Annotated in this window: 13 protein-coding genes; 5 read left to right on the top strand and 8 right to left on the bottom strand. The window is 62.8% G+C overall.

What is annotated here, in order from left to right:
- The first annotated feature begins 49 nt into the window (after positions 1-49).
- The 3 genes from U5A65_RS19035 to tssE all read left to right on the top strand — a co-directional run bounded on the left by U5A65_RS19035 (position 50) and on the right by tssE (position 3,845).
- Positions 50-535, top strand: coding sequence for an Hcp family type VI secretion system effector (locus tag U5A65_RS19035; protein WP_321946968.1), 486 nt, complete (start codon positions 50-52; stop codon positions 533-535).
- Between the two features lie 140 nt (positions 536-675).
- The gene (gene tssH / locus U5A65_RS19030) at positions 676-3,408 is read left to right on the top strand and encodes a type VI secretion system ATPase TssH (RefSeq protein ID WP_321947026.1); all 2,733 of its coding nucleotides are present in this window, start codon (positions 676-678) and stop codon (positions 3,406-3,408) included.
- Between the two features lie 11 nt (positions 3,409-3,419).
- Complete coding sequence (gene tssE / locus U5A65_RS19025; RefSeq protein WP_321908762.1) at positions 3,420-3,845, top strand: type VI secretion system baseplate subunit TssE; 426 nt, start codon at positions 3,420-3,422, stop codon at positions 3,843-3,845.
- A gap of 124 nt (positions 3,846-3,969) precedes the next feature.
- Here tssE and guaA read toward each other — a convergent pair whose 3' ends face one another.
- The 3 genes from guaA to guaB form a co-directional block, all read right to left on the bottom strand.
- Positions 3,970-5,553, bottom strand: coding sequence for a glutamine-hydrolyzing GMP synthase (gene guaA / locus U5A65_RS19020; RefSeq protein ID WP_321946967.1), 1,584 nt, complete (start codon positions 5,551-5,553; stop codon positions 3,970-3,972).
- Positions 5,554-5,745: 192 nt separating this feature from the next.
- Positions 5,746-6,468 carry a hypothetical protein gene (locus U5A65_RS19015; RefSeq protein ID WP_321946966.1) on the bottom strand — a complete coding sequence of 241 codons (723 nt, stop codon included), beginning with the start codon at positions 6,466-6,468 and terminating at the stop codon, positions 5,746-5,748.
- Between the two features lie 6 nt (positions 6,469-6,474).
- Positions 6,475-7,935, bottom strand: coding sequence for an IMP dehydrogenase (guaB, locus tag U5A65_RS19010; protein ID WP_321908767.1), 1,461 nt, complete (start codon positions 7,933-7,935; stop codon positions 6,475-6,477).
- A gap of 268 nt (positions 7,936-8,203) precedes the next feature.
- Between guaB and U5A65_RS19005 the strand changes: the two genes are divergently transcribed.
- Complete coding sequence (locus U5A65_RS19005) at positions 8,204-9,256, top strand: DMT family transporter (RefSeq protein ID WP_321946965.1); 1,053 nt, start codon at positions 8,204-8,206, stop codon at positions 9,254-9,256.
- Positions 9,257-9,350: 94 nt separating this feature from the next.
- Here the strand turns inward: U5A65_RS19005 and U5A65_RS19000 are convergent, their stop codons facing one another.
- Both U5A65_RS19000 and U5A65_RS18995 read right to left on the bottom strand, forming a co-directional pair.
- Positions 9,351-9,683 (bottom strand): RnfH family protein, encoded by a 333-nt coding sequence (locus tag U5A65_RS19000; protein ID WP_321908769.1) that lies wholly within the window; start codon positions 9,681-9,683, stop codon positions 9,351-9,353.
- Positions 9,680-10,117 carry a type II toxin-antitoxin system RatA family toxin gene (locus U5A65_RS18995; protein ID WP_042265786.1) on the bottom strand — a complete coding sequence of 146 codons (438 nt, stop codon included), beginning with the start codon at positions 10,115-10,117 and terminating at the stop codon, positions 9,680-9,682. Before U5A65_RS18995 ends, U5A65_RS19000 begins: the two co-directional genes overlap by 4 nt.
- Positions 10,118-10,219: 102 nt before the next feature.
- On the opposite strand from U5A65_RS18995, the gene smpB reads away from it, so the two are divergent.
- Positions 10,220-10,666, top strand: a complete 447-nt coding sequence (gene smpB, locus U5A65_RS18990; protein WP_028204044.1) for an SsrA-binding protein SmpB — start codon at positions 10,220-10,222, stop codon at positions 10,664-10,666.
- A gap of 72 nt (positions 10,667-10,738) precedes the next feature.
- On the opposite strand, the gene U5A65_RS18985 is transcribed toward smpB, so the two are convergent.
- The 3 genes from U5A65_RS18985 to ppsA all read right to left on the bottom strand — a co-directional run bounded on the left by U5A65_RS18985 (position 10,739) and on the right by ppsA (position 14,777).
- The gene (locus U5A65_RS18985; protein ID WP_321946964.1) at positions 10,739-11,698 is read right to left on the bottom strand and encodes a stomatin-like protein; all 960 of its coding nucleotides are present in this window, start codon (positions 11,696-11,698) and stop codon (positions 10,739-10,741) included.
- 56 nt (positions 11,699-11,754) lie between these two features.
- Positions 11,755-12,240 (bottom strand): NfeD family protein, encoded by a 486-nt coding sequence (locus U5A65_RS18980; RefSeq protein ID WP_321946963.1) that lies wholly within the window; start codon positions 12,238-12,240, stop codon positions 11,755-11,757.
- A 137-nt stretch (positions 12,241-12,377) separates the two neighbouring features.
- Complete coding sequence (gene ppsA, locus U5A65_RS18975; protein WP_321908774.1) at positions 12,378-14,777, bottom strand: phosphoenolpyruvate synthase; 2,400 nt, start codon at positions 14,775-14,777, stop codon at positions 12,378-12,380.
- Positions 14,778-14,973 lie beyond the last annotated feature (196 nt).

Here is a 14,973-nt window from a genome sequence, read left to right as displayed (position 1 = left end):
GATCACTGATTCCGGGCGAATGTCGCAGCAAAGAAGAAGGGAGTGGTAAATGGCAATTCCGTCATACATGTGGCTCAAGGACGATGGTGGTGCGGACATCAAGGGTTCGGTGACCGTCCAAGGCCGCGAGGGCAGTATCGAAATCACGCAGTTCGATCACAGCCTGCATATTCCGACCGATGGCAACACCGGCAAGCTGACAGGCACGCGCGTTCACGCGCCGATCACGCTGATCAAGGAAACCGACGCGTCGACGCCGTACCTCTACAAAGCCGTCACCAGCGGCCAGACGCTGAAGTCGGCGGAGATCAAGTGGTACAAGATCGATGACGCGGGCAAGGAAAAAGAGTACTTCAACACGAAACTCGAGAACGTGAAGGTCGTCGCCGTGCGTCCGAAGATGCTCGACATCAAGGTGCCTGACTTCGAGAAGCACAACCATCTGGAGGAAGTCGAGCTGCGCTACGAAAAGATCACCTGGTCGTACAAGGACGGCAACATTATCCATTCGGATACCTGGAACGAGCGTTCCTGATCCAACGGTAGTCTGGAGGCCTGCCACGCATGGACGGCCTCCTTTTACCAGTCTGCCCTCGGGCAGACTGGTTTTTTCCCGCAAGGGGCGACCGCTTTCAGTTGGCGCGCCCCTTCTTCCGATGTACCAACAGCTCGACCATGACCGTGCACCACGACCGAAACTCCTACTTTCGCGACGCCAGCCAGCTTCTGCAGCGGCTCAATCCCCACTGCGCAAACACGCTCGAGGCCGCGGCAAGCCTGTGCCAGACACGGCTCGCAGACGAGATTACGGTCGAACACTGGCTGCTCAAGCTGATCGAGGCCGGGGACGGCGATATCCCGGCGATCATGAACCACTATGAACTGAATATCGACGCCGTATGGGAAGCACTGCTCAAGGCAATCGACCACACACCACGCAACCTGCGTGGCCGCCCCAGCCTCTCTCCGCACCTCGCCGCCGTGCTTCAATATGCATGGTCCAACGCGTTGAATCTGGCCGACAGAGGCGAGACGACCATCCGTTCGGCCAATATCCTGCAGGCCATCGTCGAGGCGCCCCATGTCCTGCGCGCGACCAATGCGTGGCAGTTGCTGTCAGTCAGCACCGCACAGATTGAGCGCCTGCTGCCCCGTCTCGGGCTGCGAACCTGCGAGAACGAGCGGGCGGAGCCAGAAGTTCCCTCTGACCAAACCGCTGTCCCGAGTCAGGTCGGCTCGGCTAATAAGGTTACCGAAGCAAAACCAGCGCAGGCTACGAAGCGCAGCGTAGAAGGCGACGCCCTGGCACGCTTTGCAATCGATATAACGGAAAAGGCACGCGATGGGAAGATCGACCCGGTGTTCGGGCGCGACCGCGAAATCCAGCAGATGGTCGACGTGCTCGCGCGGCGCCGCAAGAACAACCCGATTCTTGTAGGCGAACCTGGCGTGGGCAAGACCGCGCTCGTCGAAGGCCTTGCGCTGCGCGTGGCCGAGGGCACCGTGCCCAACGTGATCCGCGATGTGCGCATCCTCACGCTCGACCTGGGCCTGCTGCAGGCTGGCGCGGGCGTAAAGGGCGAGTTCGAGCAGCGCCTCAAGAACGTGATCGACGAAGTGCAGGCATCAAGCGTGCCGATTTTGCTTTTTATCGACGAGGCGCATACCCTGATCGGCGCGGGCAATGCAGCTGGCGGCGCCGACGCCGCCAATCTGCTCAAGCCGGCATTGGCACGCGGCGGGCTGCGCACGATCGCAGCCACGACGTGGTCGGAGTACAAAGAATACTTCGAGCGCGATGCCGCGCTCGAGCGTCGCTTCCAGATGATCAAGGTCGGCGAGCCCAATGACGCGGCAGCCTGCCTGATGCTGCGCGGTCTCAAGGATCGCTACGCGACGTACCACAATGTCCACATCCGCGACGAGGCGCTGGTGGCCGCGGTCAAGCTATCCCGCCGCTACATTCCTGCACGGCAGTTACCAGACAAGGCGGTTGACCTTATCGACACGGCGGCCGCGCGCGTGCGAATGGGTCTCGAATCGCCGCCGGCGGAATTGCAACGCGCCCACGCCGCGGTGGCCGCGCTGAAGCTGGAATTAGCCACCCTCGAAGACGACGCGCGCGCCGGCATCGAAAGCGCACCAGGGCGAGGTGCTTCACTCGATGTTGCCCTCATCGATGCGAACGCCCACATGGAAACGCTGCAGAAGCGTTACGGACAGGAACTCGGCCTCGTACAGGCGCTGCTCGAACAACGCGGCGCTGGGGCTGCCGGCAGCAACGCTTCACTTGTCGAAACGCGCGAAGCGCTCGCACAAGCGCAGGGCAAAGCACCGTTGATCTTTGCCGATGTGGACGCTCAGGCGATCGCGCGCGTGGTGGCTGAATGGACCGGCGTACCGGTTGGCAATCTCCTCGAAGACGAGTTGCAGGGCCTGCTCGCGCTGGAGACCCAGCTCGCGAAACGGGTCGTCGCGCAGGACGAGGCGCTTGCTGCGCTCGCGGAGAGTCTGCGCACGGCGAAAGCAGGTCTCAAGAACGAACACGCGCCACTCGGCGTATTCCTGCTCGCGGGTCCGTCGGGCGTCGGCAAGACGGAGACCGCCCTCGCGCTCACGGACCTGCTCTTCGGGGGCGAGGCTGCACTCACGACAATCAACATGTCGGAGTACCAGGAATCGCACACGGTATCGCAACTCAAGGGCTCGCCTCCAGGCTACGTCGGCTATGGCCGCGGTGGCATCCTGACCGAGGCGGTGCGCCAGCGCCCTTACAGCGTCGTGCTGCTCGATGAAGTTGAAAAAGCCCACCGCGACGTGCTGGATATCTTCTACCAGGTGTTCGACCGCGGGACCATGCGAGACGGCGAAGGCCGTGAAATCGACTTCAGCAACTGCGTGATCCTCATGACCTCCAACCTGGGCAGTGAACAGATCGACGAAGCTGTGCTGGATACACCGCAGATTGCACACGCGGCCCTGCTCGACGCGATCCGGCCACAACTTCTCGCACACTTTCAGCCGGCCCTTCTCGCGCGTTTCCAGACCCTGGTGTATCGCCCCCTCGACGTGCACGCACTCGCCACGATCGTGCGGCTGAAACTGGCAAAGGTCGACGAGCGTCTTCGCAGACAGCATGCGGTCGAACTCGTCTGCGACGACACGCTGATTGACACGATGGCGCAGCTATGTCTCGAACGCCATTCTGGCGCGCGCAATGTGGACGCGTTCCTGAACCAGCGCATCTTGCCATCGGTTTCCCGTGAACTCCTCACCCGCATGGCCAGCGCCACAGTTCCGGCGAAGATCGTGCTGTCCAGTTCGACCGACGGAAATCTCACGATTGATTTTGTCGACCGCGAACAGGCAACAGCAGAAACGGGCACGCCTGCTCACGCCGAAGGCTGAGGACAAACCCAATGTCCACAGGACCGTCACTCTACGACATGCTCCTCGGCCAGATCGGCGGGGAATCGCTGGACGCATACGACGATCGCACGCTTGAATGCCTGAGCGTGCAGCATAACGTGCAGCGGATCCTGAACACTCGCGCGGGCTCGCTCAAGCACCTGCCCGATTATGGCCTGCCTGACTTGACGAACATCTATATGGCGCTGCCAGCCTCGGCACATCAGCTCCGGGACCAGATGCAGGTAACGCTGCTAAAGTACGAGCCGCGTATCCGGTCGATCGATGTCTCGATCCTGGCAAACGACGACCCCGGTGTGCTAGTCAGCTTCGAGATGACCTGTCATTTGAAAAAGGCGGGCCTCGTGCGGTTCGGAACGTACTTCGAGCCGCCGGGGCGCATGCGTCTCACACGCCGGATACAGAGGCAGGATTGAACGCGACCGACGCGACGCCGTCATAGATCGAGGTGTGGATGTGAAAAAGCCCGCAACATCGCGGGCTTTTTCATTTTTCTACCAGTATCTGCCTCGCCTGGCCAGATTACAGCTCAGATTGGTGTCACTCCCACTCAATCGTCGCAGGCGGCTTGCCCGAGATGTCGTACACCACTCGGTTGATGCCACGCACCTCATTGATGATGCGATTCGACACATGCCCAAGCAACTCATGCGGCAGATGCGCCCAATGCGCCGTCATGAAATCGAGCGTCTGCACCGCGCGCAGCGCAACGACATACTCATAAGTCCGCCCATCGCCCATCACGCCCACGCTCTTCACCGGCAGGAACACAGCGAACGCCTGGCTCGTGAGTTCGTACCACGACTTGCCGGTTTCCTTGTCGATCGTGTTACGCAGCGTCTCGATGAAAATCGCATCCGCACGGCGCAGCAGATCCGCAAAATCGCGCTTCACTTCGCCGAGAATCCGCACGCCAAGGCCCGGGCCCGGGAACGGATGGCGATAGACCATTTCGTGCGGCAGGCCGAGCTTCACGCCCAGTTCGCGCACTTCGTCCTTGAAGAGTTCGCGCAGCGGTTCGAGCAGCTTGAGGTTGAGCGTTTCCGGCAGGCCGCCCACGTTGTGGTGGCTCTTGATCGTGTGCGCGGCATTCTTGCCCTTGCCAGCCGACTCGATGACGTCCGGATAGATCGTGCCTTGCGCAAGCCACTTCGCGTCGCTGAGCTTGCCCGCTTCGGTCTGGAACACCTCGACGAACTCTGCGCCGATGATCTTGCGCTTCGCTTCCGGGTCGGTCACGCCCGCGAGCTTCGACATGAACGCTTCGCTTGCATCGACGTGGATGACCTTCACGCCGAGGTTGTCGGCGAACATCGTCATCACCTGCTCGGCTTCGTTCAGACGCAGCAGGCCGTGATCGACGAACACGCAGGTCAGCTGGTCGCCAATCGCGCGGTGCAGCAGCGCCGCGGCCACCGACGAATCCACGCCGCCCGAGAGGCCGAGAATCACGTGCTCGTTGCCCACCTGCTTGCGGATCGTTTCGACGGCCTCGTCGATGTAGTGGCCCATCTCCCAGTCGGCCTTGGCGCCGCAGATGCCGAGCACGAAGCGCTCGAGCATCGCGCGACCCTGCACCGTGTGCGTGACTTCCGGGTGCCATTGCAGGCCGTAGAAGTGGCGCGCTTCGTCGGCCATCGCCGCGATCGGGCACGATTCCGTCGAGGCCATCAGCTTGAAGCCCTGCGGCATTTCCGTGACCTTGTCGCCGTGGCTCATCCACACCTTGAGCATGCCGTGGCCTTCGCTCGTGCGGAAGTCTTCGATGCCTTCGAGGAAGCTCGTGTGGTTGCGCGCGCGCACTTCGGCGTAGCCGAATTCGCGCAGGTGGCCGCCGTCGACCTTGCCGCCGAGCTGTTCGGCCATCGTCTGCATGCCGTAGCAAATGCCGAGCACCGGCACGCCCAGTTCGAACACGGCTTGCGGCGCGCGCGGGGTATCGGTGTCGGTGACCGAGTTCGGGCCGCCCGAGAGGATGATGCCCTTCGGTGCGAATTCGCGAATGAACGCGTCGTCCACATCGTACGGATGGATTTCCGAATAGACGTGGGCTTCGCGCACGCGGCGCGCGATGAGCTGGGTGACTTGCGAGCCGAAGTCGAGGATCAGGATTTTGTCGTGCATGGCTGCGGACGAGACCTAAAAAAAGAACGGATACGGAAAGCCGCGCGACAATAAAAACGCGCGCAGCGTGAATTCATCGGGACCAGGGCAGCGCACTACGGCGGAACCGGGTAGCGCAAATTCGGGTGAGCTTTGGACGCTGCTGTGGACGCATTAAGTCTGGTGTTTCGGAGGCCGGGTCTGAGCGCGGCCTCAGCCACGCAGCGGGGGCCTCGGTGCGTCGGCCGCTTCGTCGCGAGCCGCCTGGCGCGCCTCTTGAGCTTGCACCGCACTGGCGGCCGGCGGCGCAACCGTCGCTGGACGCGGCGTAACCGGCGGAACCGCTGCGGGCGTCACGGTCGGCACTTCCACGACCGGTTCGACCGGCGCCGCCGGCCGTTTCGCCTCGCGCGCACCGCCCCACGCCATCGTTTTCAGAAAGCCCGGCTTCGCGTACGTTACCGGCTCGTCACGGCGTTCCGGCTGCGCCTTCGCCGCCTTACGCTGCTGCACGGCGTTGCCGCTCGCCTGCCCCTTCTGGCGCTTGCGCACCGCGCCCGCGAGCCGGACGCCGCCGAGGCCGAGGAGGATCAGCCACACGCCAACCGCGCCAGCCACCAGTTGGCCCAACCCGGTGAGCTGCGGCGCACGCAACCCGATCAGCCAGACCAACATCAGCACGCCGGCAATCCAGTTGACGTGCCCCACGGTGCGGCCCACAGGCACTGTCATCTCCCCGTGGAAGGCCGCACGCAGCGCAAGCCACGCGAAGCCCAACAGCACCACACCAAACGCCTGCCCAACGAGTGCCGGCTGCGTTTGCACCAGTTGCAGCGCGTTGTACACCAGGGTCGAGGGCGTGAGAACGAACAGCACGCCAAACCCCAGCAACGTCAACGCATCGACAATCAGCAGCACGCGCAGCAGCGGCTTCATCGGGGCTTAGTCCACGTGGTAGTTGGGCGCTTCCTTCGTGATCTGCACATCGTGCACGTGCGATTCGTTCAGGCCGGCGCCAGTGATCTGCACAAACTCTGCCTTCGCATGCAGGTCGTCGATCGTGCGACAACCGCAGTAACCCATCGAGGCGCGCACCCCGCCGATCAGCTGGAACAGGATTGCGTTGATGGGCCCCTTGTAGGCAACACGGCCTTCGATGCCTTCCGGCACGAGCTTGTCGATATTGGCCGAGTTGTCCTGGAAGTAGCGGTCCGCGGCGCCGTCCTTCATCGCGCCGACCGAGCCCATGCCGCGGTACGACTTGTACTGGCGGCCCTGATACAGGAACACGTCGCCCGGCGACTCTTCGGTGCCCGCGAACATGCTGCCCATCATCACAGCGTTCGCGCCGGCTGCGAGCGCCTTCGAAACGTCACCCGAGTAGCGCACGCCGCCGTCGGCGATGCACGGCACGCCGGTGCCCTTGAGCGCTTCCGAGACATTGGAAATCGCGCTGATCTGCGGCACGCCCACGCCTGCCACGATACGCGTCGTGCAGATCGAACCCGGGCCGATGCCGACCTTCACGCCGTCCGCTCCGTACTCGACGAGCGCGCGCGCCGCATCAGCCGTTGCGATGTTGCCGCCGATCACTTCGACGTGCGGGAAATTCTTCTTGACCCAGCGAACGCGCTCGAGCACACCCTTGCTGTGGCCGTGCGCCGTGTCGACCACGATCACGTCCACACCGGCCTGCACCAGCAGCTCGACGCGCTCTTCGTTGTCCGGACCCACGCCGACGGCCGCGCCTGCGCGCAGCTTGCCGTGCTCGTCCTTGCAGGCGGCCGGGTGCTCGGTCTGCTTCGTGATGTCCTTGACGGTCATGAGACCGCGCAGTTCGAACGCGTCGTTCACGACCAGCACGCGCTCGAGGCGGTGGCTGTGCATGAGCGCCTTGGCTTCGGTCAGCGGCGTGCCTTCCTTGACGGTCACGAGGCGCTCGCGCGGCGTCATGATCGAGCGCACCGGCTCGTCCAGACGCGTTTCGAAACGCAGGTCGCGGTTCGTGACGATACCGACGAGCTGCGCGCCTTCCACGACCGGGAAGCCCGAAATGCCATGCTGCTGCGAAAGCGCGATGACGTCGGCGACCTTCATTTGCGGCGGAATCGTGATCGGATCGCGCACCACACCCGACTCGAAGCGCTTCACCTTCGCGACCTCGCGCGCCTGCTCGGCCGGCGTGAGGTTCTTGTGGATGATGCCGACGCCGCCCTGCTGCGCCATGGCGATCGCCAGACGGCCTTCCGTGACGGTATCCATAGCGGCCGACACGAGCGGAATGTTCAGGGAGATATTGCGGGTCAGCCGGGTCTTCAGGCTGGTGTCGCGCGGGAGAACGTCGGAGAAGGCGGGAACGAGGAGCACGTCATCGAACGTGAGTGCTTTCTGGATCAGACGCATGGCAAATCCTATAGGCGCAAAAGCAGATTATACGCGATAGCGCCCTGGAAATCATCAGCGCTAACAGTAGCTTAGCGCCGTTTTCGGGATTATTTCCACGCTCGGGCCCGGCCGGCGCAAGGCGTGCGGGTGCGCCACGCCTCCGACCCGAATATCGGGCACACGGTGCAGGATTGAACAAGACGGCCACGCACGCCTCCAGTTAAGCTTCGGCCGTCCTGTTAAAACGGCCCGATTGGGTCACCCGAAGTTTCTGGAGGCAATACAAATGCAGCGTGGTGTGTTGTACGGCGTGCTCGCCGGCGCGTTATGGGGAACGGTGTTCGTCGTGCCCCGGCAACTGGCGGAATTCTCGCCACTGCTCCTGAGCGCGGGCCGCTACGTCATGTATGGGCTTGTCTCGCTCGCCGCGCTCCTGCCCATGCTGCGCCGGGTCTGGCCACGCTTGACGCGTGCCGATCTCGTCGCGCTCGTGAAACTGGCGCTCGTGGGCAACGTGCTCTATTACCTCTTTCTCGCGAGCGCCATTCATTTGGTAGGCATTGCGCCGGCCTCGCTGATCGTCGGCGTGCTGCCCGTCACGGTCACGCTGCTCGGCCGTCGCGACCACGGCGCCGTGCCGCTTTCACGCCTGATCTGGCCGCTCGCCATGATCGCGGCCGGCATCGTCTGCATCAACGTGGACGTCTTCACCGCGGCTGGCGACGCGGGCGGCGCGAGCATCCTCACGCGCATTGCCGGCATTGGCTGCGCCGTCGGCGCGCTCGTGTGCTGGACCTGGTTCGCCGTCGAGAACGCCCGCTATCTGCAGCGCAATGCGCACTTCGGCGGCAACGAATGGTCGGTGCTTTGGGGCGTGGTGACGGGCGCGCTTGGCGGCCTGCTCTGGCTCGGCATTCTTGTCGTGCCGTCGCACTGGGTCCAGGAAACCGTCGACGCCGGCCGCTGGACCACGTTCTGGCAGTTGAATCTGGTGCTCGCGATCGGCGCCTCGTGGCTCGGCAACGGCCTGTGGAACGCCGCCGCCAAGCGCCTGCCGCTCACGCTCTCGGGTCAGATGATCGCCTTCGAAACGCTGTTCGCCCTGCTCTACGGCTTTATCTATGATCACCGGCTGCCGCGCGGCCTGGAAGTCGCGGCCGTCGTGCTGCTGGTGGCGGGCGTAAGTTGGTCGGTACGCCAGCATTCGGGCGGCCCCGCAGAGACCGCGCACGGCGACGGCATCGTGCCGGACGGCGATCTACCAGGAATCGGCAACGACAGCCGCCTCACGCACTCCCATACCGACGCGAAGCGAAGCGGTCGGACTACCACCGCCTGAGCGCGATGCCCCAAAAGGCCAAATGGGCGAGACAGCACATGCTGTCTCGCCCATTACGTTTGTGCGGCCGCCCGTGGGCAACCCGCTTCGAGCCCTAGCGCGAGTCCTTGGGCAACCACTTGCGCCCTTCGATCGAACCTTCCTTGCGGGTCTTGTCGACGCGGCGCTGGCGCGCCATCTTCGGGTCGACGATCAGCGGCCGGTAGATTTCCACGCGGTCATGGTCGGCGAGCACGGTGTCTAGCGGCTTGAGCTTGCCGTACACGCCCACCTTGAGCTTTGCCAGATCGATCTCGGGATGGCGTGCGAGGATGCCGCTCGCGTCGATGGCCTGCTGGACGGTCGCGCCGGGCGGCAGCTCGATGCTGATGAGCGTTTGCGCGTCCGGCAGCGCATAGCAGACGTCAACAGAAAGGTTCGCGCTCATGGCTTGCCGTAGCGCTGGTCGGCGCGCTTCACGAAAGAGTCGACGAAGGTGTTCGCGATGTGATGGAACACCGGCCCGATGAGTTTTTCGAGAATGATGTTTGAAAACTCGTAATGCAGCGCAAACTCGATCTTGCAGGCGTCGGCGCGCAGCGGCGTGAAGCGCCAGTAGCCCGTGAACTTGCGGAACGGGCCGTCGGCGAATTCCATGTCGATGCGTTCGGGCCGCTTTTGCGAGTTGCGCGTGGCGAAGTGCTGCTTGATGCCCTTGAAGTTGATGTCGATTTTCGCCTCCATGCCGCTTTCGTCCTGACGGCGAATCTCGACACCGCCGCACCACGGCAGGAAGTTGGGGTAGTCGGCGACGTCGGTGACGAGGTCGAACATCTGCTCCGCCGAATGGCGAATCAACACGGTTTTCTGGACATCCGCCATAAATTGCGCAATGCGTGGCTAGGGTGAAAGCGCCACGGGCTTTCGGGAGCCCGCTTTGCTAAAATCGTAATTTTAAACGAGTTGGGCCGATCCCATTTTCCTATGAGCATCATCGACAACAGAAAAGCGTTCTTCGATTACTTCATCGAAGAGCGTCACGAGGCCGGGCTCGTGCTGGAAGGATGGGAAGTCAAGGCCATGCGCGCCGGGCGAGCCAACATCAAGGAAAGCTACGTCATGATCAAGGATGGCGAGCTGTATCTGATCGGCACGCACATCAGCCCGCTGCCCGAGGCCTCGACGCACATCCAGCCCGACCCCACGCGCATCCGCAAGCTGCTGCTGAAACGCGAAGAAATCGACAAACTGATCGGCAAGGTCGAGCAGCGCGGCTTCACGCTCGTGCCGCTGAACTTCCATTACAAGGGCGGCCGCGTGAAGTGCGAGATCGGCCTCGCTAAAGGCAAGAAGCTGCACGACAAGCGCGAAACCGAGAAGAAACGCGACTGGGAGCGCGAAAAGGCGCGCCTGATGCGCTCGCCCACCTGATTCTTCCGGAATCGTTCAGATGAAAAACGGGCCGCTCATGCGGCCCGTTGTCATTTTCGGCGGTCTCGGCGCCTATGGACCCTTTGTCGCACCGGCACCGCTGATCTGCCCCTCGCGCAAACCCGCCCGGTTCACGATCGTGAGTGCCGAAGCGATCATCGTGCTCAGATCGCCCATATTGCCTGGCACGATCAGCGTATTACCCTGCTTCGCGAGATTGGCGAAAGCATTCACGTACTGCTCGGCCACCTTCAGGTTGACGGCATCCATACCGCCCTGCGACTGGATCGAGTTGCCGATCTTCTGGATGGCCTGCGCGTTCGCCTCGGCCACGGCTAGAATGGCGGCCGCTTGACCTTGTGCCTGGTTGATCGCCGCCTGGCGCTCGCCTTCGGACTTCTGGATCGCCGCCTCGCGCGCCCCAGCCGCCAGGTTGATCTGCTCCTGCTTGCGACCCTCCGAGGCCGCGATGAGCGCGCGCTTTTCCCGCTCGGCGGTGATCTGCGCCTGCATGGCGTGCAGGATTTCCTTTGGCGGCGTCAAATCCTTGATCTCGTAGCGCAGTACTTTCACACCCCAGTTCGAGGCGGCTTCGTCGAGCGCCGACACAACGCTATGGTTGATGAAGTCGCGTTCCTCGAAGGTCTTGTCGAGTTCGAGCTTACCGATGACCGAACGCAGCGTGGTCTGCGAAAGCTGCGTAATCGCGAAGACGAAATTGCTCGACCCGTACGACGCTTTCATTGGATCGGTCACCTGGAAGTACAGCACGCCATCCACCTGAAGCTGCGTGTTGTCGCGCGTGATGCAAACCTGGCTCGGCACGTCGAGCGGAATCTCCTTCAGCACGTGCTTGTAGGCCACCCGATCGACGAACGGCAACACGATCGTCAAGCCTGGCGTGAGCGTGGCATGGTAACGCCCAAGCCGTTCGAGCACCCAGGCATGCTGCTGCGGCACGATCTTGATGGTCTGCGCGATCAGCACGATGACGATCACGAGCAGAATCAGGCCGACGACTGGGACTTGCATACGGGACCTCCGTTCGCTTCTGTGTAGTTTGCTGGTGTGAGTTCGAATGCGACCCGCTATGCGTGGCGTGCGCCGTCTTGAGCGGTGCCGGACGCCTTGGCTTCGCGGTGCTCGCGCTTCGCCGCAACGATCAGGCAACTGCCGCGCACCGCCTTGATTTCATAGAGCGGCGCATCTTCGGGCTCGCCAGGTGCGAGTTCGACATCCCATTCGGCGCCGCGATACATCGTGCGCGCGCGGCCATCGCGCCAGGCGGCGACGGCGAGTGTTGCGCCAATATCGAGATTCACGCCCGGATCGGTCGAGGCATCGGTCATGCGCCGGCGGCGGCCGAAACGAGAGCGCCGCAGCGTGACCACAGCTGCGAGCCCAACCACCGCCGCGACAATCAACTGGACGTCGAGCGGCGCGCCAAGCTCATAGCTGAGCGCGCCTGCGAGCAAGCCTAGCGCGATCATCAAGAGGTAAAAGGTGCCGGTCATCAGCTCGGCGACGATGAGCACGCCGGCGGCAATCCACCAGAACAAACCATGCGGACCCACGGCGACCTCCCAAAGTAAAACACCCCGGATAGACCGGGGTGTTATAGCACGAAGCTGACACTTTTTTCCGCAGCGTGTAACGCCGCTCAGGAAGCCGCATCAAGCTCCCCCGAGGATTCGCACCCTCGGCAATACGCTTACTTCGACTGCGACTTCGCCAGCTGCTGCCACGTCTCGACAACCGAGTCCGGGTTCAGCGAGATCGAAGCGATGCCTTCTTCCGCGAGCCACTGGGCGAAATCCGGGTGGTCGGACGGGCCCTGACCGCAGATGCCGACGTACTTGTTCAGGCGGCGGCAAGTTTCGATCGCGCGCTTGAGCATGAACTTCACGGCCGGATCGCGCTCGTCGAAGTCGACGGCCAGCAGTTCCATGCCCGAGTCCCGGTCGAGGCCGAGCGTGAGCTGCGTGAGGTCGTTCGAACCGATCGAGAAACCATCGAAGTACTGCAGGAACTCTTCGGCGAGAATCGCGTTCGACGGCACTTCGCACATCATGATGAGCTTGAGATCGTTCACGCCGCGCTTGAGGCCAAACTTCTCGAGCAGGCCCACCACGCGCTCAGCCTGCTTGAGCGTGCGCACGAACGGCACCATGATCTCGACGTTCGTGAGACCCATCTCTTCACGCACGCGCTTGAGCGCCAGGCACTCCATTTCGAACGCTTGCGCGAAGTCCTCGGCGATGTAACGCGACGCGCCGCGGAAACCGAGCATCGGGTTCTCTTCGTCCGGCTCGTAGCGCGAACCGCCGATCAGCTTCTTGTACTCGTTCGACTTGAAGTCGGACAGACGCACGATGACGGGCTTCGGATAGAACGCCGCCGCGATCGTGGCGATGCCTTCCGTCAGCTTGTCGACATAGAACGCGCGCGGCGACGCATGGCCGCGTGCAACGCTTTCCACGGCCTTCTTCAGGTCCGCGTCGATGTTCGGGTACTCGAGAATCGCCTTCGGGTGAACGCCGATGTTGTTGTTGATGATGAACTCGAGACGCGCGAGGCCAACACCTGCGTTCGGCAGTTGCGAGAAGTCGAACGCGAGCTGCGGATTGCCGACGTTCATCATGATCTTGACCGGAATGGCCGGCAGCTCGCCACGCTGGACTTCGCTGACCTCGGTTTCGAGCAGACCGTCGTAAATGCGGCCTTCGTCGCCTTCCGCGCACGACACCGTCACGAGCGCACCGTCCTTCAGCACGTCGGTCGCGTCGCCGCAGCCAACGACTGCCGGCACGCCCAGCTCACGCGCGATGATCGCCGCGTGGCAGGTACGCCCGCCACGGTTCGTGACGATCGCCGCCGCACGCTTCATTACCGGCTCCCAGTTCGGGTCGGTCATGTCGGCGACCAGCACGTCGCCCGGCTGCACGCGTTCCATTTCGGACGGATCGTGAATCACCTTCACGCGGCCCGCGCCGATCTTCTGGCCGATTGCGCGGCCCGTTGCCAGAACCTGCGACTGGCCCTTGAGCTTGAAGCGCTGCTCGACCTTGCCCGCGGCCTGGCTCTTCACCGTCTCCGGACGCGCCTGGAGAATGAAGATCTTGCCGTCGAGGCCGTCCTTGCCCCACTCGATGTCCATCGGACGCTGGTAGTGCTGCTCGATGATGACGGCGTACCTGGCCAGCTCGATCACGTCTTCGTCGGTGATCGAGAAGCGGTTGCGCTGTTCGTGCGTAACGTCGACCGTCTTCACGCGGCCCGGTTCGCCCGGTTGCGTGAATTCCATCTTGATGAGCTTCGAGCCGATCGAGCGGCGGATGATCGGAGCCTTACCCTGTGCGAGCGTGGTCTTGAAGACGTAGAACTCGTCCGGATTCACGGCGCCCTGAACAACCGTTTCGCCGAGGCCGTAGCTCGACGTGATGAAGACGGCGTCCTTGAAGCCCGATTCGGTATCCAGCGTGAACATCACGCCTGCGGCGCCGCGGTCCGAACGGACCATGCGCTGCACGCCAGCCGACAGTGCGACTTCGGCGTGGGTGAAGCCCTTGTGGACGCGATAGGAAATAGCGCGGTCGTTGTAGAGCGACGCGAACACGTGCTTGAGGCGATCGAGCACGTCTTCGATGCCTACCACGTTGAGGTAGCTTTCCTGTTGACCGGCAAACGATGCGTCGGGCAAGTCTTCCGCCGTTGCCGACGAACGCACGGCAAACGACAGCTCAGACGGCGAACCGGCCTGCAGCGTTTCGAAGCCGGCGCGGATGTCCGCTTCGAGCTTCGGCTGCAGCGGCGCGTCGATGATCCATTGACGGATCTCCTTGCCAGCTTCGGCCAGCGCCTTCACGTCGTCGACGTCGAACGTCTCAAGACGAGCGGCGATCCGTTCGGTCAGGTTGTTATGTTTCAGGAAGTCGCGGAACGCCAGCGCAGTCGTCGCGAAGCCCGTGGGCACACGCACGCCTGCTTCAGCCAGTTGGCTGATCATTTCGCCGAGCGAGGCGTTTTTGCCGCCCACGATCTCGACATCGGTCATCCGCAACTGCTCGAAAGGCACTACATAAGCCTGATCCTTGGCAACGGTGTTAGTCATACAAGCCCCTAAGTGTGAAAAAAATTCACGATTGCGCAAGTGGGCTCGAACGCGGTCCGCCCATTGGAAGCGGATTCGCGTCTTGCGCAACCTGTTGGAGAAGCAATCGCTCAGGCGCCGAGCGAATTTCCGTTCAATGGAAAAGCACGAAGATGCGCGCGATTACATGGAGTTAGATGGAATCGCTGCAAATTGA

This window comes from Paraburkholderia sp. J10-1, from assembly GCF_905220165.1.
In the GTDB taxonomy this organism is placed as follows: domain Bacteria; phylum Pseudomonadota; class Gammaproteobacteria; order Burkholderiales; family Burkholderiaceae; genus Paraburkholderia.
This window is presented reverse-complemented; position numbering and strand designations above follow the sequence as displayed.